This window comes from Trinickia sp. NRRL B-1857 (assembly GCF_050470685.1).
In the GTDB taxonomy this organism is placed as follows: domain Bacteria; phylum Pseudomonadota; class Gammaproteobacteria; order Burkholderiales; family Burkholderiaceae; genus Trinickia.
In genome coordinates, this window is sequence record NZ_JBFLUK010000001.1 from 2,265,018 (window position 1) to 2,289,569 (window position 24,552).

Genomic DNA, 24,552 nt, shown 5'->3' on the forward strand with positions numbered 1-24,552 from the left:
ATCCACGAGCACATAGGAGCCCTCATGACGTCATGCCGACCCATCGTGAATCGTTTCGTCGCAGCAATACTCTCGCTCACCCCGGCCATACTAGATGCTCGGGCCGCCGATGCCGATCCCACCGCCGAATCGACATCGAAAGAGCGCGTCGCGCAATTCATCGTCAAGGTCAAAGCATCCGCGACGCCGCAATCGACCCATCCGAATGGGCCGGAGGATGAGGCGCATGCCGCACTCGCACGTCGCGCCGTCGAACGCGTGTTGCAAGAAACCGAGGTGCCGTCCGTCGGGCGCGCGCGCCGCTCGGCGGAACGAATCGTCGAAACTCGGCCGATGTCTGGCGCGGCCCATGTCGTCACCTTAAGCACGCCCGTGCGCGGCGAGATGGCCAATGAGATCGCCGCTCGCCTGCAAGCACAGCCGGAGATCGAATATGCGGAGCCGGACTATCGCCTCTATCGTCAATTGAGGCCCAGCGATCCCCTCTACGAAAAGCAATGGGGATTCGGCGGCGCGACCGGTGCCGCCCGCTTCGAGGCGGCGTGGGACACGACGACCGGTTCGAGCGAAGCGGTCATTGCAGTCGTCGATACGGGGTATCGACCGCATCCCGATCTCGTTGCGCATTTGCTGCCCGGCTACGACTTTCTCACCGATCCCGTCACGGCGAACGACGGGGACGGCCGAGACGCCGATGCATCGGACCCGGGCGACTGGGTCACTGTGGACGAGTCGCTGGCATGCGACGGTACCGACCGCCTGGCGGGCAACAGTTCATGGCACGGCACGCATGTCGCCGGCACCATTGGGGCGGTGGCCAACAACGAGATCGGCGGCGCGGGAGGCGTATGGCAAGCGCGTATCTTGCCCGTACGCGCACTCGGCAAATGCGGGGGGCCGGCAAGCGACATCATCGATGCGATACGTTGGGCGGTGGGACTTCCGGTTCCCGGAATACCGGTCAACGCGCATCCGGCGAAGGTCGTCAATATGAGTCTCGGGACGTCGCAACCTTGCGGCCGCGCGATGCAATCGGCCATCGACGACGTCCTCGCGCAGGGCGCGACACTCGTCGCGGCGGCGGGCAATGGCGGCACCGAAGTGGGCGAGCCTGCGAGTTGCCTCGGCGCGATCGCCGTCGCGGCGATCGACGCGAACGGCAAGCTACCCGCGTTCAGCAACTCGGGCGAACGCATCGACATAGGCGCGCCTGGCGTCGACATTCTGTCGACCTCGAACGCAGGACTCACCGTGCCCGGCGACGACACCTATCGAAGCCTGAACGGCACAAGCATGGCCGCGCCGCATGTATCGGCCGCGGCGGCATTGATGCTTGCCGTCGAACCGGGTCTCACACCCGAGGCGATCCGCGATAAGTTGAGAGCCAGCGCGCGCCTCTATCCCGCGGAATCGAACTGCATGGCCAAACACGATGCCGCGCTGTGCGGCGCCGGCATGCTCGACGTCGCGGCGGCGGTGGCCGCAGCGCATACGGCCGATGCGCCGACGGCGCCACATTGAGTCCATACTCGATTGGGTGATCGGCGCTCGCTCGCCGTCTAGGCTTAACTTGCCGGCGCGAACCGCACGATCCCGTCCTCGCCTTGCTCGCGCAAAAGCTCGCCCGCCAGCCAAAGCAGGTGCAGGTGAGCGAGCGCCTCGCCCATCGCGAACGTCAACTGATGGACGTCGAGCGCGCGCTTGAACATGAGCGGCACGATATCGGCCGCACTCATCGGGCGCTCGGCGCATGCCTCGCGGACTTCCGCGAGCCGCGCTTCATGATGCTCGCGCAATTGCGCGATACGCGTATGCAGTCCGCGAAACGGCTTGCCGTGCGAAGGCAGCACGAGCGTATCGGCCGGCATCGACTCGTAGCGCCCCAGCGATTCGAGGTACAGGGCCAGCGGATTGCCCTCGGGCTCGATGTCGAATACGGACACGTTGGTCGAGATGCGCGGCAATACCATGTCGCCAGAAATGAGCACGCCGCGCTCCTCGCAAAAGAGCGCGGCGTGCTCCGGCGAATGCCCGTATCCCGTCACGACGCGCCAAGCATTCGCGCCGATTCGGATCGCATCGCCTTCGCGCATGCGCCGGTACTGCGTCGGCACGGACGGGACGAGCTTCGCGTAATACTCGCGCCGATTGCGCAATTTTTCGAGCGAGACGGCATCTTGCAAGCCGTGCCGCGCGAAGTGGCGCGCCGCCCCTTCGCCCCCCGCATTCGATCCGTCGCCCGCGGCCATCACGCGTCCCAGCATATATTCGCCGAGCGTGATCCACAGCCGCACATCCCAGCGCGCGCGCTCGCCGCCCTTGCAGATCCAGTCGGCCAACCCTAAATGATCGGGATGACAATGCGTGACGATCGTCCGCAATACGGGCAGTCCCGCCAGTTCGCTTTCGAAAATGCGTTCCCAGTTGGCCTTGATCGTTTCGTCGGCGATACCGCAATCGACGACGGTCCAGCCCGAGCGCCCGTCGATCTCGTCGCGCAGCAGCCAGAGGTTGATGTGATCGAGCGCGAACGGCAGCGGCATACGCACCCAAAAGACGCCAGACGCCACCTCACGCACCTGCCCCGGCTCGGGCAAGGCATCGGCGAACGGGTACTCGAGTTGATGTTCCAACGCATTCATCAGGGCAATCTCGGTCGGATGCAACCAGGCACCGGCCCAGTTGCACTTTGTCAAAGTTGACGATAACGTAAACGTCCGTCGATTCTACCCCGACGCGTCTGCCATGACCCAGCACTTTACGATCACCGAACTTGCACGCGAATTCGACGTTACGCCCCGCGCGATCCGTTTCTACGAAGATCAGGGGCTGCTCGCGCCCCGCCGGGAGGGCTCGAGCGGCCTGCGGCGCGTATATTCGCCGCGCGACCGCACGCGCCTGAAACTCACGCTGCGCGGCAAGCGGCTCGGCTTCACATTGTCGGAAATTCGCGATCTGCTCGATCTGTACGAATCGCCGACCGATACCGTACCGCAATTGCATGCATTCCTCGCAACGATCGCCGAGCACAGACAAGTGCTCGAACGCCAGTTGGAGGATTTGACGGCCACGCTCGAGGACCTCGCGCAATACGAATCGCAGTGCCACGCGATGCTGGCCGGCAGCGGCACGGCGCTCGATCGCGGCGAGCTTTCCCACGAGCACGAGCACGGCAGCGACCGCGAAAACGCCGCAAATGCAGAGCGCCCATGAAACAGTTCCCTAAACTGCTGTCGTCGCAGATCGGCTTCGATGTCGCCCAGTCGATGCTCGAGGGCTTCAACCGCCACTACGGCTCGTTCCGCGCCGCCGCCGTGCATGCGAAAACCCTATTCGAAGCCGGCGACTGGCTCGCGCTGCAAAAGCTCGCGCGCGATCGGATCGCCTCCTACGACGACCGCGTCGAGGAATGCGTACGCTTGCTCGAGGACGAGTACGACGCCGAGAACATCGACGACGAAATCTGGCAGCAAATCAAGCTGCACTACATCGGCTTGTTGACACAGCACCTACAGCCGGAGTGCGCCGAAACGTTCTTCAACTCGGTGTGCTGCAAGATCTTGCATCGCTCGTATTTCAACAACGATTTCATTTTCGTCCGGCCCGTCATCTCGACGGAGTACCTCGAAAACGACGAGCCGGCCGCGAAGCCGACCTATCGCGCCTATTACCCGGGCAAAGACGGGCTGCCCGCGACGCTCGAGCGGATCGTCACGAATTTCCAGTTGGAACGCCCCTTCGAGGACCTGACGCGCGACGTCGCCTGCATCATCGATTCGATCCACGAAACGTACGGCGCCTTCTCCGAAGCGGTGAACTTCCAGGTGCACGTGCTTTCGTCGCTGTTCTATCGCAACAAGGCCGCGTACATCATCGGCCGCATCATCAACGGCGAGTTATTACTGCCGTTCGCCGTTCCGATTCGCCATGTGAAGCCGGGTCTGCTGGCGCTCGATACCGTCTTGCTCAAGCGCGAACAGCTGCAAATCATCTTCAGCTTCTCGCATTCGTACTTTCTCGTGGACATGGATGTGCCCTCCGCCTATGTCGACTTTCTCGGCACGATCATGCCGGGCAAGCCAAGGGCCGAGATCTACACGTCGGTGGGCTTGCAAAAGCAAGGCAAGAATCTCTTTTACCGAGACTTGCTCAAGCATCTGTCGCATTCGAGCGATCACTTTATCGTTGCGCCCGGCATCAAGGGGCTCGTGATGGTCGTCTTCACGCTGCCCTCGTTCCCCTACGTGTTTAAGATCATCAAGGACGTCTTCCCGCCGCCGAAGGAAACGACGCGCCAGAAGATTCAGGAAAAGTATCTGCTCGTGAAACGGCACGATCGTCTCGGGCGCATGGCGGACACGCTCGAATACTCGAGCGTCGCGCTGCCGCTCGCACGGCTGAACGAACAGCTCGTGCGCGAGCTAGAGAAGGAAGCGCCCTCGATGATCGAATACGAGGGCGATTCTCTAATCATCAAGCACGTCTATATCGAGCGCCGCATGGTGCCGCTCAATTTGTTCCTGCAAAACGGCGACGAAGCCGACATCGAGCATGCGATCAAGGAATACGGCGACGCGGTCAAGGAGCTCATGCAGGCGAACATCTTCCCCGGCGACATGCTCTATAAGAATTTCGGCGTCACCCGGCAAGGACGCGTGGTCTTCTACGACTACGACGAGATCGAGTACCTGACCGACTGCAACGTGCGCCATGTGCCGCAAGCGCGAACGGAGGAGGAAGAGCTGTCCGCCGAACCTTGGTACGCCGTGGGGCCGAGCGATATCTTTCCCGAGACCTATTCCACGTTCTTGCTCGGCGATCCCACCGTGCGCCGGTACTTCCTGCGCCATCACGCCGATTTCTTCGATCCGCAGCTTTGGCAAAAGCATAAGGAAATGCTGCTCAAAGGCGAGTTGCCCGACTTCTTTCCCTATGACCGCAGCGTACGCTTTTGCAACCGCTTTCCCGCTCGCTTCGGCGCGGCGCACGCCGCTCAAGACACGCCCGAAGGACATTCGACGGGGGCGGACGGCAGCTCCGATGCGGCCCGCGCGGCATGAGCGCGCGCCCGAACTCACGTCATAGCCTGCTGCAAAGGCTCAATCACTGCGACGACGCACTATGAACGATCAGAACCACCCGCTCGCCCAGCTCTTCGCCAACAACGAAGCGTGGGTCCAGCGCAAGCTCGCCGAAGACCCCGAATACTTCACCCGCTTGGCCGATCAGCAGGCGCCCGAATATTTGTGGATCGGTTGCTCCGATTCCCGCGTTCCCGCCAATCAGATCATCGGCCTGCCGCCGGGCGAAGTGTTCGTCCATCGCAACATCGCGAACGTCGTCGTGCATTCGGACTTGAACTGCTTGTCGGTGATCCAATTCGCCGTCGATCTGCTGAAGGTGAAGCACATCATGGTGGTGGGCCACTACGGCTGCTCGGGCGTCGGCGCCGCGCTGCTCGATCGCCGCGTCGGCTTGGCCGACAACTGGCTGCACCATATTCACGACGTGCGCGCCAAGCACGCCGCGCTACTCGAAAAGTGGCCGATGGTGGCGCGCCATCGGCGCCTCGTCGAATTGAACACGATCGAGCAAGTCGTCAACGTATGCCGCACGACGATCGTAAACGACGCATGGGCGCGTAGCCAGCCGCTCACGGTGCATGGCCTCGCCTACGGCGTGCACGACGGCCGCGTGCGAAATCTCGGCATGACGATTTCGAACGCCGACGCGCTGGAGCAAACCTACCAACGCTGTGTCGCCGCGCTATCGGCCGAACAAGCCGGCACGGCGCAAAACGACGTGGTCGCCGCCGACGCCGCGAGCCTCGCGGACGTCGAGAAGGTGGCCGAGGGTGTGATCAAGGAGATAAAACATGTCTGAAGCAATGCGCAACACGAAGGATCCGATCGTCATCGTCTCGGCGGCGCGTACGCCGATGACGGCCTTCCAGGGCGAGTTCGCCTCGCTTACCTCGCCCCAACTGGGCGCGGCGGCGATCGCGGCCGCGCTCGAACGCTCGGGCCTCAAAGCCGAGCAGATCGAGGAAGTGCTGATGGGCTGCGTACTGCCCGCAGGCCTCGGTCAAGCGCCCGCGCGCCAAGCGGCGTTGGGCGCCGGTCTGCCGCTCGCGACGGGCTGCACGACCGTCAACAAGATGTGCGGCTCGGGCATGCGCGCGGCGATGTTCGCGCACGACATGCTGGCGGCCGGCTCCGTGGACGTCATGATCGCCGGCGGCATGGAAAGCATGACGAACGCGCCGTACCTGCTGCCCAAGGCGCGCGGCGGTATGCGCATGGGACACGGCCAAGTGCTCGATCACATGTTCCTCGACGGCTTGGAGGACGCGTACGAGAAGGGCCGCCTCATGGGCACGTTCGCCGAAGAATGCGCGAGCGCCTACGGCTTCACGCGCGAGGCGCAAGACGCGTTCGCCGTCGAATCGCTGATGCGGGCCAAGCGCGCAAACGAAGACGGTTCGTTCGCGTGGGAAATCGCACCGGTGAAGGTCGCCGGCCGCAAGGGCGACGAGGTCACGATCAGCCGCGACGAGCAACCGTTCAAGGCCAATCTGGACAAGATCTCCACGCTCAAACCCGCGTTCAGCAAGACCGGCACCGTAACGGCCGCGAATTCGTCGTCGATCTCCGACGGCGCCGCCGCGCTCGTCATGATGCGCGCCTCGACGGCCGAACGGCTCGGCCTCGCACCGCTCGCTCGCGTCGCCGGGCATTCGACGTTCGCGCAAGAGCCGTCGAAGTTTACGACCGCACCGGTCGGCGCCATTCGTAAGCTGCTCGAGAAAAACGATTGGCGGGCGCACGACGTCGATCTGTACGAAGTCAACGAGGCATTCGCCGTCGTCACGATGGCCGCGATGACCGACCATGCTCTGCCGCACGAGAAGGTCAACGTGAACGGCGGCGCCTGCGCGCTCGGCCATCCGATCGGCGCATCGGGCGCACGGATTCTCGTGACGCTGATCGGCGCGCTGCGCAAGCGCGGCGGCAAGCGCGGCGTCGCAAGCCTTTGCATCGGCGGCGGCGAAGCGACGGCAATGGGCATCGAGATCGTTTGATCGATCCGGCGCGGCCGGTGCGTCCGCGTGCGCGCTAGCCAGCGCGCACGCGCATCGGTTGCGGATACATCGCGGATATATCGCAAGCGGAGAGACACCATGAAAACGGTATTGATCGTCGGTGCATCGCGCGGCATCGGCCATGAGTTCGTGCGCCAGTACCGCGCGGCCGGCTGGCGGGTGATCGCCACGGCGCGCGACGGCAAAGCCCTCGCCGAGCTACAGGCGCCGGACGTATCGGCGTTGACGCTCGATGTGACCGAGCCGGACGATATCGCGGCCTTCGAGCGCAAACTCGCGGGCGAGCGCCTCGATGCGGCGCTGATCGTCGCCGGTGTGTACGGACCGGCCACGGAAGGCGTGGATCCGTTCTCGGTCGAGGATTTCGATTACGTCATGACCACCAACGTGCGCGGACCGATGATGCTGATGCCGGTCCTACTGCCGCTCGTCGAATCGGCCCATGGCGTGCTTGCCGTCCTCTCGAGCCGCATGGGCAGCATTACCGAAGCGACCGGCACCACGGGTTGGCTCTACCGCACGAGCAAGGCGGCGCTGAACTGCGCGCTGCGCATCGCCGCACTGCAAACACGGCACGCGACGTGCCTCGCGCTGCACCCGGGCTGGGTGCGCACCGCCATGGGCGGCGCGGATGCGGCCATCGACGCCGAGCGCAGCGTAACGGGCATGCGCGCGATCATTGCTGCGGCCGCAGCCGATCGCGACAGCTATCACGGCCGGTTCATTCAGTACGACGGCACGTCGATCGATTGGTAGGATCGATTGATAGACGCGAGCTAAGCACGCACGGCCCCAAACGAAAACCTGATTCACGGAGACACCGGCCAATGGTCCTCGACCAAGATCATTCGATGATACGAGATGCCGTCCGCACGTTCGTGCGCGAGGCGATCGCACCGCATGCGGCGACCTGGGATCGCGAACATACCTTCCCGAAAGACGTGCATCGGCAGTTGGCCGAGTTGGGCGCCTACGGCGTACTCGTGCCGGCCGAGTATGGCGGCGCGGGACTCGATGCGCTCGCGCTTGCCGTGATCCTCGAGGAAATCGCGGCCGGCGACGGCGGCACGTCCACGGCAATTTCCGTCAATAACTGTCCCGTATGCAGCATCTTGCTCGCTTACGGCAATGAGGCGCAAAAACGCGAATGGCTGACCCCGCTCGCGCGTGGCGACATGCTCGGCGCCTTTTGCCTGAGCGAACCGCAAGCGGGGTCGGACGCATCGGCGCTGCGCACGGTGGCCGTGCGCGACGGCGACAGCTACGTCATCGACGGCGTCAAGCAATTCATCACGAGCGGCAAGAACGGTGACGTCGCGATCGTCTTGGCGGTGACCGACAAAACGGCCGGCAAGCGCGGCATCAGCGCGTTCATCGTCCCAACCGACACACCCGGCTACGTCGTCGCGCGCGTCGAAGACAAGCTCGGCCAGCACTCCTCGGACACCGCGCAGATCGTCTTCGAAGGCTGCCGCATTCCGGCCGCCAATCGCATCGGCGAGGAAGGCGAAGGCTACAAGATTGCGTTGTCGGGGCTGGAGGGCGGGCGCATCGGCATCGCCGCGCAAAGCGTCGGCATGGCCCGTGCGGCTTTCGAGGCCGCACTCGCCTATGCACACGAGCGCGAAAGTTTCGGCCAGCCCATCTACGCGCATCAAGCCGTGCAGTTCCGCTTCGCCGAGATGGCCACCCAACTCGAGGCGGCGCGGCAACTCGTGTGGCACGCCGCGGCGCTCAAGGACGCGGGCTTGCCCTGCCTCACCGAGGCGGCGATGGCCAAACTGTTCGCATCGGAAGCGGCCGAGCGCATCTGCTCGAATGCGATCCAAACGTTCGGCGGCTACGGCTACCTGAGCGACTTCCCGATCGAGCGCATCTATCGTGACGTACGCGTCTGCCAGATTTACGAAGGCACGAGCGACATTCAAAAGATTTTGATTGCCCGGGGGCTCGCGGCATGACGGCGGCGAACGCGCGCAACGAGGCGCCGGCCCTGTGCCCATGCGCGGGTACCGCCCCGGGTCGCGCGAGCACCGCGCCGGCCCCTCGCTTCGACGCCTGCTGCGGTCCCTACCTCGACGGCCGCGCCCTCGCTCCCACGGCGCTCGAATTGATGCGCTCGCGCTACAGCGCCTATGTGCTCGGCCATACAGACTACCTGCGCGCTACATGGGACCCTGCCACGTGTCCCGCCGACCTTCATGTCGACATCGATGCGCCCGACACGCCGCGCTGGCTCGGCCTGCAAGTGAAGCGGTTCGAGGCGCAAGACGCGCGGCATGCGATCGTCGAATTCGTCGCTCGCTACAAGCTGCGCGGGCGCGGCCATCGCCTGCACGAAGTCAGTCGTTTCGTGCGCGGCGACGACGAACGCTGGCGCTACGTGGACGGCGACGTTAGCGAGCGCTAACTCGCGCGCTTTTTTCGGCGATCTTTGCATCGGCAAAGGTTGCCGACACATCGACCCGGGCCGCTCGGCGCCCCGGGTTCTCCTGCATTGCACAGATCATTTTGGCGACGATACGATGGCCAGGCTTGTGGTGCATCGGTGCTTAAGCGTCGAACTCGCCGCCCGATCGTGTCGGCGACAACGCCTGCTTGGGCCGTTTAAGCATTTGCTTAACGCGCGGCCGATCATCGCCACAACACCCGCTCCCGCGATTGCGCTCGATTGGCCGCCGGCCTCCTGCCTCGGCCGAAGGGATGAATTGCGGCCGCTGCCCCGCTCTTTTCGGGCAACGGCGCGGCAAGCGGCTCGTGGATACTGAGTTCACCGGACGCCTATCGAAAAGTCCGGCGTTGCCACCGCGGCGCTTTTTTTGTGATCAGAGCAGACACGCGCATGAGTTTGAAAAACGTATTCGTCGGTTGTTTATGCGCGTGCGCATGGATGAGCGCCTTTGCCGGCGCGAGCGCGTCGTCGTCGAACGATGCGATCCGCGAGTTGACGCTGGCCTCTAATGACACGAGACCGCTCGCTCGCGCGAGCGTCGCGCCGCTCGAATTCGGCCACGACGCCTATGTTCTGCCCGCGCTTGCCGGCAATATGAACGAACAGATCGTGCGCATTCCCGTCGATGCGGCAGGGACGATCACGCTCGAGGCGACCGTCTATAAACCCGACGGCAAAGGTCCGTTCCCGCTCGTCGTATTCAACCACGGGAAGATCGAAGGCGATCCGCGCGCGCAGCCGCGCAGCCGCCCGCTCTCGTTCGCGCGCGAGTTCGTGCGGCGCGGTTATGTCGTCGTCGCGCCGAATCGCGAAGGCTTCGCGGATTCGGGCGGTGCTTATCGGCAAGAAGGCTGCGACGTCGAGAAAAACGGCGTTGCCCAGGCCGACGACGTCAAGGCAACGATCGCTTATATGTCGAGCCGCGCCTATGTCGATCCCTCGCGCATCGTCGTGGCGGGAACCTCGCACGGCGGCCTGACGACGATCGCATACGGCATGGACGCGCAGTCGGGCGTGCGCGGCTTAATCAATTTTTCGGGCGGGTTGCGCCAGGACGCCTGCACCGGCTGGCAAGACAACCTGACGCATGCGTTCGAGCAATACGGCGAAACCGTGCACGTACCGTCGCTGTGGATTTACGGCGATAACGATTCGGTTTGGAGTGCTAACTTAACCAAGAGCATGTACGCGCGCTATGTCGCTCACGGCGCGCCCGCGCAGATGGTCGACTTCGGCGATTACAAGAACGACGCGCACCGGCTCGTCGTCGACCGCGACGGCGTGCGCGTGTGGTGGCCGTCCGTCGAGGCGTTCCTCGAACGCATCGGCATGCCCACGCGCGTCCAATACGAAGTCCAGGACATGACGATTCCGCGCGCCTCGGGCTTCGCGTCGATCGACGCCGTGAATGCCGTTCCTTACGTCGATGCGGCCGGCCGCGCCGCCTATCGTCAATTCCTCGATCAATATCCGACGCGCGCGTTCGCCGTCTCGTCATCGGGTGCATGGTCGTGGGCCGAAGGCGGCGACAATCCGATGTCCGTGGCGCTCGCCAACTGCAACAAGGAAAACGGCAACTCGCCGTGCCGGCTCTACGCCGTCGACAACCGCGTCGTCTGGAACGACCCATCTTCGAGCACCGCGCAAACCGAATCCTCGCCGAACGAATCCGCGTTAGCCAGCCGCGACTGATTCACGGGCCGACCATCGGCCCGCCCCCTCTTTCCTCCGAGTTTTCCTCCGAACGCGTCGTCTCGACGCGTTTCGCGTCTCCTTTTCTGTCTGAAAAATCGGTTCCAGACCCGCCTCCACAAATTTTTTTCACATGGAGTGGGTCACTCTGCCGTCGCTATCTGAAGCGATTTCTGGCGATTTCGTAAAAACCGTCGCGAGATGCCTCTAACGGCCTAGAAAAGCACTTTCGCCCAGTGCGAGCAGGCAGGTGCAATGGCTCGCCGAACGCGTTAATCTCACGCCGTTTTTGTCCGTGCGGCATGCGTCGAAGCAACGAATCGACTGACCTGTCGCGCGTTTTCCGTACGCGAAGAGCGCAACCGCGCGCTTGCTTCATGTCATGGAGCGGTGATTGAACGAACAACGAGCCGAGCACGATTGGGTCGCCCGCAGCCTGAAGGCCGTCTGGCATCCGTGCACGCAGATGAAGCATCACGAGCGCCTGCCGCTCATTCCCGTCGCCCGCGGCAAAGGTCCGTGGCTCTACGACCGGGCAGGCCATCGCTATCTCGACGCCATCAGTTCGTGGTGGGTGAATCTATTCGGCCACGCGAACGACGACATCAACGCCGCGCTCAAAGCGCAGCTCGATACGCTCGAGCACGCGATGCTCGCGGGCTGTACGCACGAATGTGCAGTGGAATTGGCCGAGCGGCTGTCGGCTCTCACGCACGGCACGCTCGGCCATGCGTTCTTCGCGTCGGACGGTGCCTGTGCCGTCGAGATCGCGCTGAAAATGAGCTTTCACTACTGGCGCAACCTCGGCCGTTCGGAAAAACGCGAATTCGTCTGCGTAGCGAACGGCTACCACGGCGAAACGATCGGCGCCCTCGGCGTGACGGACGTGGCGTTGTTTAGGGATGCTTACGATCCGCTCATTCGCGGCGCCCATATCGTCGCGTCGCCCGACGCGCGCTTGGCCGAACCGGGCGAAAGCGCGCGCGATGTCGCACATCGAGCATTGGCAGACGTGCGCGCGCTGCTGGACGCGAACGGCTCGCGCATCGCCGCGCTGATCGTCGAGCCGCTCGTGCAGTGCGCCGCCGGCATGGCGATGCACGATAGCGACTACGTCGCGGGTTTGCGCAAACTGTGCGACGAATACGAGGTGCATTTGATCGCCGACGAGATCGCCGTCGGTTGCGGTCGCACCGGCACTTTCTTCGCTTGTGAACAAGCAGGCGTGTGGCCCGATTTCCTGTGCCTGTCGAAAGGCATCAGCGGGGGCTATTTGCCGCTTTCGCTCGTCCTTTCGCGCGACGAAATCTATGCGGCTTTCTACGACGACGACACTGCGCGCGGCTTCCTGCATTCGCATTCGTACACCGGCAATCCACTTGCATGCCGCGCCGCGCTCGCCACGCTCGATCTATTCGCACGCGACGACGTTCTTGCACAAAACGAAAAGAAGTCCGCGCAGCTCATGGAAGCGCTCTCGCCCGTGAGCGCATTGGAAGCGGTGCGGCACATTCGGCGCGCCGGCACGATCATCGCGTTCGACGTAGCGCTCGACGGCGACGAAGCTCGCACGTTCTCGCGGCGCTTCTTCGAAGCGGCCCTCTCGCGCGAGTTGTTGTTGCGGCCGATCGGCCGCACTGTCTATCTCATGCCACCCTATATTTTGGACTCCGAAACAATCGCGCTGCTCGGCTCACGCACCTGCGAAACGCTCGAAGCCACGCTTTCCGCCGGAGGACGTTAATGTTTTTGCTCGATACCTTGCGTGAAGGGCTTGCCGATCTGGACGCACGCGGGCTCACGCGCCGACGCCGCATCGCCGACACCCCCTGCGCGGCGCATATGACGGTGGACGGCCGGGAGATCGTCGGCTTCGCGAGCAACGACTACCTCGGCTTGGCCGCTCATCCGCGGCTGGCCAAAGCCAAGGCCGAGGGCGCCCGCCGCTACGGCTCGGGCAGCGGCGGCTCGCATCTGCTGGGCGGCCATTCGCGCGCGCATGCCGTCCTCGAGGACGAACTCGCGGCGTTTGCGGGCGGGTTCGTCGATGCCCCGCGCGCGCTGACGTTTTCGACCGGCTACATGTCGAACCTCGCCACGATCACCGCGCTCGCCGGACGCGGCGCGGCACTCTTTTCCGATGCGCTGAATCACGCCTCGCTCATCGACGGCGCCCGGCTTTCGCGCGCCGAAGTGCAGGTCTATCCGCATGCCGATACGGTAGCGCTCGCGGCCATGCTCGAAGCATCGGATGCCCCGGTCAAAGCGATCGTCACCGACGCCGTCTTCAGCATGGACGGCAGCATCGCGCCGCTCGCTCGACTGCTCGAACTCGCCGAGCGGCATGGCGCGTGGCTGATCGTCGACGATGCGCACGGCTTCGGCGTGCTCGGGCCGAACGGACGCGGCGCCGTGGCGCAAGCCGCGTTGCGCTCGCCGCACCTCGTCTATCTCTGTACGTTCGGCAAAGCAGTGGGTGTGGCGGGCGCCGCCGTCATCGCGCACGAAACCGTCATCGAATGGCTGATACAGCGCGCGCGCCCTTATATTTTCACCACGGCCGCGTCGCCGGCCGACGCGTGCGCCGTTAGCGCCAGCCTCGCGCTGATCGCGGGCGACGAAGGGCAAGCGCGTCGCAAGCATCTAGCTGCACTGATCGAACATACGCGCGAGACGTTGCGCCTCACGCACTGGCGCGCGATCGATTCGCATACGGCCGTCCAGCCGCTCGTCATCGGCGGTAACGAGCAAACGCTGGCGCTGGCGGCTCAGCTCGACGCCGAAGGATTGTGGGTGCCCGCGATTCGCCCGCCGACGGTGCCCGTCGGCACCTCGCGTCTGCGCATCTCGCTCTCGGCGGGGCATACGTTCGCCGATCTGGAGCGGCTGCGCGTGGCGCTTGTCGAAGTGGAAGCGATGGCATGAGCGCGGCCCTTTCGCTATTCGTCACGGGCACCGATACGGAGATCGGCAAAACGCTCGTCTCGTGCGCGCTGCTGCGCGGTTTCGCCAAAGCCGGCTTGTCGGCGGCGGCGATGAAGCCGATCGCCGCGGGCGCCTATTTCAATGCCGAGGACGGACTCTGGCACAACGAGGACGCCGATCAACTCGACGCGGCGGCGCAAGTGCTGCTTCCGCCCGAGATCAGAACGCCCTATTTACTCGAAGCGCCTGCCGCGCCGCACATCGTCGCCGCACAAGAAGGCCGCACGCTCGAGATTGCCCCCATCGTCGAATGCCATCGCGAAGCGATGCGACGTGCCGACGTCGTGGTCGTGGAAGGCGTCGGCGGCTTTCGCGTGCCGCTCGATGCGCAACTCGACACGGCCGATCTCGCGGTTGAGCTTGCACTGCCGGTCGTACTCGTGGTCGGCGTGCGGCTCGGCTGCATCAACCACGCGCTGCTCACGGCCGAGGCGATCGTCTCGCGCGGGCTGCGTCTCGCGGGCTGGGTTGCGAATATCGTCGATCCGGCGATGCGCTTTGCCGACGAGAACATCGAGACGATCCGCGCGCGGCTCGAGCGCGAACATGGAACGACCCTGCTCGGTACCGTCCCGTATCTCGCGCCGCCATCGGCGGAGATCGCCGCGACGCATTTGGATATGACCACGCTCGTGCGCACGCTGCGCGACCTGACGTGACCCCAACGGCCCGACCCGGCCTCCCTTTTTGGATTCAATCGATTCCCACTCGGACCAACGAAATGACTGAAGCTCAAAACGCCATGCAGACATCCTCGCCGGTAAGCGAAGCCGCACGCAGCAACGAAGCGAAGTCGAACAGCGCCCAACGCTGGCGCGTCGCCGACGTCGTCGCCTTGTACGAACTGCCGTTCAACGACCTGCTCTATCGCGCGCAGCAAGTGCATCGCGAGCAATTCAGCGCGAACGAAATTCAACTTTCGACGCTGCTCTCGATCAAGACGGGCGGCTGCGAGGAAGACTGCAAGTACTGCGCGCAATCGGCACATTACGATACGGGCATCAAAGCCGAAAAGCTGATGGATGTCGAAGCGGTTCTTGATGCGGCCCGTCTCGCGAAGGAAAGCGGCGCGACGCGTTTTTGCATGGGCGCCGCGTGGCGTAGCCCGAAAGAGCGCCATCTGGCGCCGATCAAGGAAATGATCCGCGGCGTGAAGGCGATGGGCCTCGAAACGTGCGTGACGCTCGGGATGCTCGACGAAGGTCAGGCGAAGGCGTTGCGCGAATCGGGCCTCGACTACTACAACCACAACCTCGACACGTCCCCCGAGTTCTACGGACAAATCATCTCGACGCGCAGCTATCAAGAACGCCTCGATACGCTCGAAAACGTCCGTGACGCGGGCATCAACGTGTGCAGCGGCGGCATCATCGGCATGGGCGAATCGCGCCGCGAGCGCGCGGGACTCATCGCCCAACTCGCGAACTTGAATCCGTATCCGGAATCGGTACCGATCAACAATCTCGCCGCGATCGAGGGCACGCCGCTCGCCGATGCCGAGCCGGTCGATCCGTTCGAGTTCGTGCGCACGATTGCGGTTGCGCGCATCACCATGCCCCGCGCTGTGGTTCGCCTCTCGGCCGGGCGCCAGAAGCTCGACGACGGCTTACAAGCGCTCTGTTTCCTCGCCGGCGCCAATTCGATGTTCTATGGCGATCTATTGCTGACGACGGGCAACCCGCAAGCCGATGCCGATCGCAAGCTGCTCCAGCGTTTGGATATTCGCGCGGGAAGCCCCGAGCCGCGCGAAGACAACAAGTCGTGCTCGGGCGGCTGTGGCGGTCATTGAGACGATACGACGTTTGTCAGCTTACGGCCGCTGAGCACTGCTCCTTAGCGGCCCCTCAGCGCCCCTTAGCCACGCCGCTATGCGGCATCGTTGGCGAACCGGATCACACGAAACTGGCTGGCCGCCTCCGCGCTCGCCCCGTCCGCGGCAATCAGTTCGTGCGGCCGGCCGATGTCGACGCGAGAAACGTATTGACCGTCCTCGGTGCTTAGCGTCATCAGCGTCGGGTCCTTCTCGTCGATGCGGTAGTTGAACGACGTCCAATCGCTCTTGCGGGCGGTGATCAGGCCATCCACGTGCGGGGTGGCCGGATCCGGCGCGACGGCCCAGCCTCTATCGGAGGCCGGGTTGTAGATCACCACCTTTTGGCCGACCGGCCCCCAGCCCGCCTGATATTTGCACGTGGCATCCGCTTGATCTTTCTTGATCTTGATGTCGCCGTACCTGTCCGTACAAACGAAACGTCCGTTTTCGGTCATGAGATAAACCGTCTCGATGTGCATACGCTCTGTCTCTGCTAGTGGGTGAACGACAATGAGCCCGCACGCCATAAGGGCGGGCCCGTTTCTTGCGCGCAGGCGCGTCGCTTGCTTTATCCCACGGACGAAGCAGTCTATTGCGCGGCCGAGGTAAATTTCGGACTACGGCGCGTCTTTCTCCCCATGCTCGGCGCCGGCAAACGCCGCTGTCGATTCATCGATTCACAAATTCTTCTTATCGTTTCGCCACACTGTCCGGCGCATTGCCGCGCATCGGGCGTGGCCGCCGCGCGTGTGTCGATCGCGGTCGCACGTCCCGCAGCTCCTCCTCGAACGAACACGCCGCCAAGAACCAGGAGAAACACCCGATGACTTCGAATAGCCGCCGTCGCTTTCTGCAATCGATGGCCCAATCGGCCGGCGCCGCCGCTGCCGTCACGCTGTTTCCCGAGTCGATTCGCCGCGCGCTGGCCATTCCGGCGGCCTCGCGCACGGGGACGATTCTCGACGTGGAGCACGTCGTGGTTTTTATGCAGGAAAACCGCTCGTTCGATCATTACTTCGGACACCTGGCCGGCGTGCGCGGCTACAACGACCGCTTTCCGATTCCGCTGCCGAACGGCGCGCCCGTCTGGCAACAGCCGTCGAAAGAGAATCCCGCACAGCCGGTTCCGCCGTTTCATCTGAACACGCAGACGACGAGCGCCCAATGCGTCGGAGCGCTCGATCACTCTTGGTACGCCACGCAGGCCGCAATCGACGCGGGCCGCTACGATCAATGGCCGGCCAACAAGACCGACCTGACGATGGGCTATTACTTGCGTAGCGACATTCCGTTTCACTACGCGCTCGCGGACGCTTTCACCGTTTGCGACAACTACTTTTGCTCGATCCCCTGCGCGACGCACCCGAATCGTTCATATCTGATGACGGGCACGATCGATCCGACGGGGACGATGGGTGGGCCGCTGCTCGACAACAACGACTACGTCGACGGCGATCTGCCGCCGGCCTATCAGCTGCTGTCATGGACGACCTTCCCCGAGCGCCTGCAAGCGGCCGGGATTTCGTGGCAGGTCTATCAGCAAGGGCTCACCTGGAAGGATCCGCTGAACGGCAACTACGGCACGAACATCCTGATGAACTTCGCGCAGTACATCAACGCGCCGCAAGGCTCGGCGTTGCAGCAGCGCGCGATGACGGTGCGTTCGCTCGATCAGCTCAAAGCCGACGTGCTCGCGAACAATCTGCCGCAGGTTTCGTGGCTGCTGCCGCCGGCCGCCTACTCCGAGCATCCGAAGTACACGCCCGCTTACGGCGCCGAATACACCTCGCAGATCCTCGACGCGCTGACGGCAAACCCCGAGGTCTGGAGCAAGACCGTCCTGTTCATCATGTACGACGAGAACGATGGGTACTTCGACCACATCGTGCCGCCCCAGCCGCCGACGTCGCGCGCGCAAGGGCTTTCGACCGTTACGACGGACGGCGAAATCCACAACGTCGTCAATCCGGGGCGCGGCGGGCACTTCACTGCCGATAATCTGCCGTACGGCCTCGGGCCGCGCGTGCCGATGACGATCGTCTCGCCTTGGACGAAGGGCGGCTTCGTGTGCTCGCAGGTGTTCGATCACACGTCGGTGATCCGTTTCATCGAGGCACGCTTCGGCGTTCATGAATCGAACATCACGCCGTGGCGCCGCACCGTGTGCGGCGATCTGACTTCTGCGTTCGATTTCCGCTCGCCCGATGCGACGATGCCGCCGCTGCCCGATACGAGCAACTACAAGTCGATCGCGGACAACCAGTGCTCGACGTTACCGGCGCCCAGCGTGCCCGCCACGCCCGGCACGATCGACGCGCAAGAGCCCGGCGTACGCCGCGCTCGAACGCTGCCTTACGAGTTGCACGTGAACGGCCGCCTGCACGCGGACGAAGCGAAGTTTGCGCTGGACTTCGTCAATACCGGCGCGCAGGGAGCACACTTCTACGTCTATGCGAAGAATCGTCAGGACGGCCCCTGGCGCTATACGGTCGAAGCGCACAAGTCGCTGCGCGAGACGTTCGACCTGAGCGTGACGAACGGCGCGTACGCCTTCATCGTCCACGGCCCGAACGGCTTCGTGCGTGAATTCGACGGCTCAGTCGCCGGTCGCGATGGCCGCCATCCGCACGGTCCATTGGACGTCGAGGTAAAAACCGGATACGACGTGGCGAACGGCCATCTGTATTTGCGCTTCGTCAACTGCGGGGGCGAGCATGTACGGTTATCCGTGCACGACAATGCCTACGGCGCGTCCACGCGGCACATCGAGTTGGCGCCCCGTGGCGAACACGAGGCATGCTGGCGCTTGGCGGACAGTCACCATTGGTACGACCTGACGGTCACGGCAGGCGAGACGGGCACATTCTTGCGGCGCATCGCCGGCCACATCGAAACGGGCCGCTCGAGCTTCAGCGATCCCGCTGCGGTCGCACCGGTGACGGCGTTCGGGGCATAGGCCTTTAAGGCGAGCGAGCGACGCACGGTCCGGCCGCCCGTCGCTCGCCTCGCTGGCAGCGCGGGTCGCGACCGCTCGCCTGCGCGTCCGACCGGTAAGCTCGTTGCACGAGATGGGCCGTAAAATAGCGCCCATTCTCAGTCGACTAGAGCCGCGCCGCGTCGCACGGCCGCCATTGCATGAAGATTCTTTTGCATACCCCGCATGCCGAGGACGCCCCCGAGTGGATCGCGGCGCTCGAACGCGCGCTGCCGGCCGCTCACGTGCGCCGATGGTCGCCCGGCGATACGGCCGAAGCCGATTACGCCGTGCTCTGGCGCCCGCCGGCCGAACTATTCGTGCGGCGCGACAACCTGCGCGCGATGTTCGTGCTCGGCGCCGGCGTGGACGCGCTACTCGCACTAGAACGGCGAGCGCCCGGGACGTTGCCGTCCGGTGTCCCGCTCGTGCGGCTCGAAGACGCCGGAATGGCCGAGCAAATGGCCGAATATGCGATCTACGCCGCGCTGCGCTACATGCGCCGGTTCGACGAGTACGAACTTGCGCAACGCGAGAACGCCGGCGCCGCGCCGTGGCGCCCGCTCGAACCGCATGCGCGCGACGCGTTTCACATCGGCGTGATGGGCCTTGGCATGCTCGGCGCACACGTGGCGAAGCGGCTCGCCGACCTGGGTTTGTCCGTACGCGGCTATAGCCGTAGCAAGAAGACGATCGAAGGCGTCACGACATTCGCGGGCGCAAGCGCATTGCCTACCTTCCTCGACGGGTTGAAACTCGTCGTCAATCTCTTACCGAGTACCCCCGACACCGAGGGCATACTCAACCGAGATCTATTCGCCCGCCTCGCGCAAGGCGCCTATCTCGTCAACCTCGCACGCGGCACACACCTCGTCGAGGCCCATCTGATCGAGGCGCTCGATACGGGGCGCCTCGCCGCGGCCACGCTCGATGTCTTCGCTCAAGAGCCGCTGCCGGCCGCGCACCCGTTCTGGCGCATGCCGCGCGTGACGATCACCCCGCATATCTCCGCGCTCACGCTACGCGAACCGGCGGTCCGGCAAATTGCGCGTAAGATTGAAGCGCTTGCACGCGGTGAAACGATCGGCGGTATCGTCGATCTCGATCGCGGCTACTGAAACACGCAAAGAAGCGGCTCGCGGCTCGGCGCATAGATGCGCTCGATGCGTCGTCGAGCCGATTCGTTTTGTTTAGCATTCCAAACGAATAGCATCGAGGAGACGTTCCATGTCTTTACCCCACGCAGTGAAGATCGTCGAAGTCGGTCCGCGCGACGGCTTGCAAAACGAAAAGGAGTTCGTTGCGACCGAGGTCAAGATCGATCTCGTGAATCGGCTTTCCGCCGCGGGTTTTCGTAATATCGAAGCCGCATCGTTCGTCTCGCCGAAGTGGGTCCCGCAAATGGCCGACGGCGCGCAGGTCATGGCCGCGATCGAACGCCGGCCCGGGACGATCTACTCCGTTCTGACGCCGAATATGAAAGGCTTCGACGGCGCATTGGCCGCGCGAGCCGATGAAATCGTCATCTTCGGCGCCGCGAGCGAAGCCTTCTCGCAGAAGAACATCAATTGCAGCATCGCCGACAGCATCGCGCGCTTCGAGCCCGTCGCCCGTGCCGCGAAGGAAAGCGGCATGCGCGTGCGCGGCAGCATCTCGTGCGCACTCGGTTGCCCCTACCAAGGCGACGTGCCGGTGCCGGCCGTCGTCGACGTCGTGCAGCGCATGGCGGCGCTCGGCTGCGACGAAATCGACATCGCCGATACGATCGGCGTCGGCACGCCGGGACGCACGCGAGAAGTCTTCGCGGCCGTCACGAAGGTGTTTCCGCGCGAGCAGCTCTCGGGGCATTTTCACGACACGTACGGACAAGCGCTGGCGAACATCTACGCGGCGCTGCTCGAAGGCATCGAGATCTTCCATGCATCGGTCGCTGGACTTGGGGGCTGTCCTTATGCGAAGGGTGCAACGGGCAATGTCGCGACGGAAGACGTGCTCTATCTGATGAACGGCCTCGGCATCGAGACCGGTGTCGACTTGGATGCCGTCGTGAGCATCGGCGATTTCATTTCGAAGGCGATCGGACGCACGAACGCCTCGCGAGTGGGACGGGCCCTGCTCGCCAAGGCGGCGAACGCCGCATGCGCCTCGTAAATCGGATCACGGGGGAAAACAACGCAAGATGGAACATGCCCACTTGAGATCGACCAACCTGCCCGATGCATCCGACGCATCCGAGCCGCTCGTCGCGCTGCCCGACTCCGCGCAGCGCGTGGCCTTGCTGCTGCGCGAATGCGGCCATGAGAAGCCGGTCGTGATGCTGCCGCAAACCGGCAAGACGTCGGCCGAGGCCGCGGCCGGGCTCGGTTGTTCGGTCGCGCAAATCGCGAAGTCGATTCTGTTCCGCCGCCGTAACGACGACGCGCCCGTGCTCGTCGTGGCAAGCGGCGCGAATCGCGTGGACGAGGAGAAGGTCGCGCGACACGTCGGCGACATCGCGCGCGCCGACGCGAAATTCGTCAGAGAAAAGACCGGCTATGCGATCGGCGGCGTGTGCCCGATCGGGCATCTCACCGCGCCGGTCACGCTCATCGATTCCGATTTATTGCAGTTGGACAGTCTATGGGCCGCGGCCGGCCACCCGCACGCGGTATTCAATCTGTCGCCGCAGGAGTTGATCGCCATGACGGGTGCGCCCGTCGTGGACGTGGCGCTGCGAGCCTGAGCCCATTGCGCCCTTTGGGGCGCGCTCGATCCGAGCACCAAAAAAGAAAGCCGTTCATCATCGAGGACGAACGGCACAATTTCCGACGTGATCAGCGTCAGGTGTCATGATACCGATGCGTGCTTATCGCACGCATCGGTGATTTCCCTGCGGAACGACGACGGCGACTTTCAGTCGCATTGCGCGGCGCCTTGCCTTGACGGGACCGCGCCGCGCTGGCGCCGCGGCACGATGCGCCAGCCGAAGTTCACGCCGGCGGCGGCCAGCAGGATCAACGCTGCGCCCACGAGCTGCACCCAAGCAAGGGTCTGCCCGAATGCAAATCGGTCGCAGACGATCGCGACAATCGGGTAGATGAACGACAGCGCGGCCGTCATTGGGGTCGGCAATTTCTGAATGGCGCTATAGAGCAGCACGTAGACGAGGCCCGTGTGGACCACCCCAATCGTGCCCAGATCCGCCCAAGGCAAGAATGTGGCGGGCAACGCGTGGTAGTTCACGAACGGCGCGAGCAGGAACACGCCGAGCGTCACCTGAATCAACGCGATCAATTGCGGGGGCGTGCCCTTGAGCCGCTTCGTGATGATCGACGACACGGCGTAGAAAAAAGCGGCCCCGAGTGCGTAGCCGATTCCTTCGAGATATTGCCCCGGTACCGCGAGCACCGCGGGCTGCACCTTCACGACGAGCATGAGCCCGAGAAAGGCGACGCCGAGCCATGCGGCCGTCGAGGCCGTGATGCGTTCCCGGAACACGACCGCGCCGAGCGCGACCAGCATGAACGGCTGCGTGTTATAGGCCACCGTCGCCATCGAAATCGAGGCGCGCGAGTACGCCGCGAACAGCAAGACCCAGTTGGCGACGATCGCCGCTCCGCCCGCGGCGGCAAGCGCCAGCGTACGCCAGGTCAACATGTCCCGACGGACGATCCCGAGCGCCATGCAAATCGCCAAGAGCGTAGGCGCGCCCAGCGCGCAACGCACGAATACGACGTTTTGCGGCGATTGTCCGGACGCCACGACGAGCCATCCGATCGTGCCCGAGATCAACATCGCGCCAACCATCTCGAGCGCGCCGCGCCGCATTTCCTTGCTTGTATCGTTAGCCATGAATGCACCTGTCTGGGTGATGTCGGTCGCAACGCGCCGAGAGTCGAAGATCGATGCAAATCAGTCTAACGACTTGAACTACGCGAAGACAGGGATAAACTTAGGCAAAATCCAGTTTCTCTCTTCGAAACGAAGGTCGAAATGCCAAAACGCCTTGCCGATGGCGCTAGCCTGCCGGACCTCGATGCCACCGATCGCGCGTTGCTGCGTCTTCTGGCCGAGGATGCACGTACCGCCGTGGCCGATCTCGCCCGCGAGATCGGGCTCTCGGCGCCGAGTACGACGGAGCGCCTACGGCGCCTAGAGGCGCAAGGCGTCATCGAACGCTATACCGTGCAGTTGGATCCGCGCGCGCTCGGCTACACGTTGCAGGCGATCGTGCGTGTCAAGCCGCTGCCGGGGCAATTGCATCTGGTGGAAGAAGAGATTCGCCGCATCCCCGAGTTCGTGGAGTGCGACAAAGTCACGGGCGACGATTGCTTTATCTGCCGCCTCTTCTTGCGCAACATCGAGGAACTCGACGAAATCCTCGTCAAAGTCGGCGAGCGTGCCGAGACCAGCACCGCGATCGTTAAAGCGACGCCGGTCTCACGGCGTTTGCCCCCGCTCGGCGCGGCCGAACCGCGCACACAGCGCGGCGCCGGCCCGGCGCGCAAAGACGCCGAGCCGGACGGCAAGCTGCGCGCACTCAAGCGCGGTGTTCGTTGACGCGCGTTTCGCTGCGCACCATGCGTTCGCCCGATTCGTCCGCCTCGAAGAAATCGTGGATCTCCGCGATGAGCTCGTCGGGCGCTTCCTCGGGGATGTAATGGCCGCAAGATAAGGCGCGGCCGCTCACATCGCGCGCGACGCGCTGCCACTCGCGCAACGGATCGAAACAGCGCGCGACGACACCTTCCGCGCCCCAGAGCACCCGCAGCGGGCAGCCGATCTTACGGCCCCGCTCGAGATCGGCGCGGTCGTGCTCCAGATCGATCGTGGCGGAGGCGCGATAGTCCTCGCACATCGCATGCACCGCACCGGGCGCACGCAACGCATCGCAATACGCACGCAGCGCATCCGGCTCGAACGGTTCGAGCCCCGCATGGCGGCCGCCCATCACGGATTTCACGTAGGTCTCCGGGTCCGCGCCGATCAGCGTCTCGGGAAGCGGCTCGGGCTGGATCAAGAAGAACCAATGGAAGTAGGCCGTCGCGAATGCGCGGTCGGTCGCCTCGTACATCGCAAGCGTCGGCGCGATGTCGAGCAGCATCATGCGCTCGACGGCGTCCGGATGATCGAGCGCCATTCGGTGCGCGACCCGTGCGCCGCGATCGTGCGCACACAGCAGAAAGCGATCGAATCCGAAATGACGCATGACCGCAACTTGATCGGCCGCCATGGCGCGCTTCGAATACGGCGTATGCGACGCATCGCTCGCGGGCTTGCCCGACTGTCCGTAACCCCGAAGATCTGTAGCCACCACGGTGAAGTGCTCGGCAAGCCGAGCCGCGCAGCGCTCCCAAATGCGATGCGTTTGCGGATGCCCGTGCAGCAGCAATAAAGGGGGACCGTCGCCGCCCGTCAATCCAAAGATTTCGACGCCGTCGGCGTCGACGCTAAACGGAGTAAAGTCGGCGAAACTCATAGCGCTCGCTCCTGCCTCTTATCGTTGTTCGAACCATTCGTATTCTAGGTGTGTGGATGACGTCTGCTCGTTCGCA

At 64.0% G+C, this 24,552-nt stretch carries 21 protein-coding genes and 1 pseudogene; 18 read left to right on the top strand and 4 right to left on the bottom strand.

Translation table 11 applies throughout. The annotated features are described in order from the left end of the window. The first annotated feature begins 24 nt into the window (after nucleotides 1-24). Nucleotides 25-1,521: a S8 family peptidase gene (locus tag AB1286_RS10080; RefSeq protein WP_430363145.1), complete on the top strand. Its 1,497-nt coding sequence runs from the start codon at nucleotides 25-27 to the stop codon at nucleotides 1,519-1,521. Between the two features lie 44 nt (nucleotides 1,522-1,565). Here AB1286_RS10080 and AB1286_RS10085 read toward each other — a convergent pair whose 3' ends face one another. Then, on the bottom strand, nucleotides 1,566-2,642 hold the full coding sequence (locus AB1286_RS10085) for an MBL fold metallo-hydrolase (RefSeq protein ID WP_430363146.1): 1,077 nt from the start codon (nucleotides 2,640-2,642) through the stop codon (nucleotides 1,566-1,568). A 103-nt stretch (nucleotides 2,643-2,745) separates the two neighbouring features. On the opposite strand from AB1286_RS10085, the gene AB1286_RS10090 reads away from it, so the two are divergent. The 12 genes from AB1286_RS10090 (at nucleotide 2,746) to bioB (ending at nucleotide 16,020) form a co-directional block, all read left to right on the top strand. Then, on the top strand, nucleotides 2,746-3,213 hold the full coding sequence (locus tag AB1286_RS10090) for a MerR family transcriptional regulator (protein ID WP_430363147.1): 468 nt from the start codon (nucleotides 2,746-2,748) through the stop codon (nucleotides 3,211-3,213). Next, on the top strand, nucleotides 3,210-5,060 hold the full coding sequence (gene aceK / locus AB1286_RS10095; RefSeq protein WP_430363148.1) for a bifunctional isocitrate dehydrogenase kinase/phosphatase: 1,851 nt from the start codon (nucleotides 3,210-3,212) through the stop codon (nucleotides 5,058-5,060). Before AB1286_RS10090 ends, aceK begins: the two co-directional genes overlap by 4 nt. Before the next feature lie 61 nt (nucleotides 5,061-5,121). Then, nucleotides 5,122-5,883 (top strand): carbonate dehydratase, encoded by a 762-nt coding sequence (can, locus tag AB1286_RS10100; RefSeq protein ID WP_430363149.1) that lies wholly within the window; start codon nucleotides 5,122-5,124, stop codon nucleotides 5,881-5,883. Next, nucleotides 5,876-7,081 carry an acetyl-CoA C-acetyltransferase gene (locus AB1286_RS10105; RefSeq protein ID WP_430363150.1) on the top strand — a complete coding sequence of 402 codons (1,206 nt, stop codon included), beginning with the start codon at nucleotides 5,876-5,878 and terminating at the stop codon, nucleotides 7,079-7,081. The genes can and AB1286_RS10105 overlap by 8 nt, the downstream gene beginning before the upstream one ends. Before the next feature lie 99 nt (nucleotides 7,082-7,180). Next, nucleotides 7,181-7,858, top strand: coding sequence for an SDR family oxidoreductase (locus AB1286_RS10110; protein ID WP_430363151.1), 678 nt, complete (start codon nucleotides 7,181-7,183; stop codon nucleotides 7,856-7,858). Between the two features lie 71 nt (nucleotides 7,859-7,929). After that, nucleotides 7,930-9,063 carry an acyl-CoA dehydrogenase family protein gene (locus AB1286_RS10115; RefSeq protein WP_430363152.1) on the top strand — a complete coding sequence of 378 codons (1,134 nt, stop codon included), beginning with the start codon at nucleotides 7,930-7,932 and terminating at the stop codon, nucleotides 9,061-9,063. Then, nucleotides 9,060-9,512 carry a YchJ family protein gene (locus AB1286_RS10120; RefSeq protein WP_430363153.1) on the top strand — a complete coding sequence of 151 codons (453 nt, stop codon included), beginning with the start codon at nucleotides 9,060-9,062 and terminating at the stop codon, nucleotides 9,510-9,512. The genes AB1286_RS10115 and AB1286_RS10120 overlap by 4 nt, the downstream gene beginning before the upstream one ends. A 432-nt stretch (nucleotides 9,513-9,944) precedes the next feature. Next, nucleotides 9,945-11,246 carry a dienelactone hydrolase family protein gene (locus AB1286_RS10125; protein ID WP_430363154.1) on the top strand — a complete coding sequence of 434 codons (1,302 nt, stop codon included), beginning with the start codon at nucleotides 9,945-9,947 and terminating at the stop codon, nucleotides 11,244-11,246. 394 nt (nucleotides 11,247-11,640) lie between these two features. Beyond that, nucleotides 11,641-12,990, top strand: a complete 1,350-nt coding sequence (gene bioA / locus AB1286_RS10130; RefSeq protein WP_430363155.1) for an adenosylmethionine--8-amino-7-oxononanoate transaminase — start codon at nucleotides 11,641-11,643, stop codon at nucleotides 12,988-12,990. Next, entirely contained in the window at nucleotides 12,990-14,171 is a 1,182-nt protein-coding gene (bioF, locus tag AB1286_RS10135) for an 8-amino-7-oxononanoate synthase (RefSeq protein WP_430363156.1), read from the top strand. Before bioA ends, bioF begins: the two co-directional genes overlap by 1 nt. Next, nucleotides 14,168-14,890, top strand: a complete 723-nt coding sequence (bioD, locus tag AB1286_RS10140) for a dethiobiotin synthase (RefSeq protein WP_430363157.1) — start codon at nucleotides 14,168-14,170, stop codon at nucleotides 14,888-14,890. Before bioF ends, bioD begins: the two co-directional genes overlap by 4 nt. A 62-nt stretch (nucleotides 14,891-14,952) precedes the next feature. Further along, nucleotides 14,953-16,020 carry a biotin synthase BioB gene (gene bioB / locus AB1286_RS10145; protein ID WP_430363158.1) on the top strand — a complete coding sequence of 356 codons (1,068 nt, stop codon included), beginning with the start codon at nucleotides 14,953-14,955 and terminating at the stop codon, nucleotides 16,018-16,020. 77 nt (nucleotides 16,021-16,097) lie between these two features. Here the strand turns inward: bioB and AB1286_RS10150 are convergent, their stop codons facing one another. Further along, nucleotides 16,098-16,523, bottom strand: a complete 426-nt coding sequence (locus AB1286_RS10150; protein WP_430363159.1) for a hypothetical protein — start codon at nucleotides 16,521-16,523, stop codon at nucleotides 16,098-16,100. Nucleotides 16,524-16,867: 344 nt separating this feature from the next. Here AB1286_RS10150 and AB1286_RS10155 point away from each other — a divergent pair, with 344 nt between their 5' ends. The 4 genes from AB1286_RS10155 to AB1286_RS10170 all read left to right on the top strand — a co-directional run bounded on the left by AB1286_RS10155 (nucleotide 16,868) and on the right by AB1286_RS10170 (nucleotide 21,740). Beyond that, on the top strand, nucleotides 16,868-19,000 hold the full coding sequence (locus AB1286_RS10155; protein WP_430363160.1) for a phosphocholine-specific phospholipase C: 2,133 nt from the start codon (nucleotides 16,868-16,870) through the stop codon (nucleotides 18,998-19,000). Nucleotides 19,001-19,179: 179 nt separating this feature from the next. Further along, entirely contained in the window at nucleotides 19,180-20,136 is a 957-nt protein-coding gene (locus AB1286_RS10160; RefSeq protein WP_430363161.1) for a 2-hydroxyacid dehydrogenase, read from the top strand. Nucleotides 20,137-20,245: 109 nt separating this feature from the next. After that, the gene (locus tag AB1286_RS10165; protein WP_430363162.1) at nucleotides 20,246-21,169 is read left to right on the top strand and encodes a hydroxymethylglutaryl-CoA lyase; all 924 of its coding nucleotides are present in this window, start codon (nucleotides 20,246-20,248) and stop codon (nucleotides 21,167-21,169) included. A 43-nt stretch (nucleotides 21,170-21,212) separates the two neighbouring features. After that, the gene (locus tag AB1286_RS10170) at nucleotides 21,213-21,740 is read left to right on the top strand and encodes a YbaK/EbsC family protein (protein WP_430363163.1); all 528 of its coding nucleotides are present in this window, start codon (nucleotides 21,213-21,215) and stop codon (nucleotides 21,738-21,740) included. Nucleotides 21,741-21,910: 170 nt separating this feature from the next. Here AB1286_RS10170 and AB1286_RS10175 read toward each other — a convergent pair whose 3' ends face one another. Further along, nucleotides 21,911-22,849 (bottom strand): DMT family transporter, encoded by a 939-nt coding sequence (locus tag AB1286_RS10175; RefSeq protein WP_430363164.1) that lies wholly within the window; start codon nucleotides 22,847-22,849, stop codon nucleotides 21,911-21,913. 141 nt (nucleotides 22,850-22,990) lie between these two features. Between AB1286_RS10175 and AB1286_RS10180 the strand changes: the two are divergent. Further along, nucleotides 22,991-23,458 (top strand): annotated as a pseudogene (locus AB1286_RS10180) (Lrp/AsnC family transcriptional regulator); the annotation flags it as partial. 79 nt (nucleotides 23,459-23,537) lie between these two features. Here the strand turns inward: AB1286_RS10180 and AB1286_RS10185 are convergent. Beyond that, nucleotides 23,538-24,476 (bottom strand): alpha/beta fold hydrolase, encoded by a 939-nt coding sequence (locus AB1286_RS10185; protein WP_430363165.1) that lies wholly within the window; start codon nucleotides 24,474-24,476, stop codon nucleotides 23,538-23,540. Nucleotides 24,477-24,552: the final 76 nt, after the last annotated feature.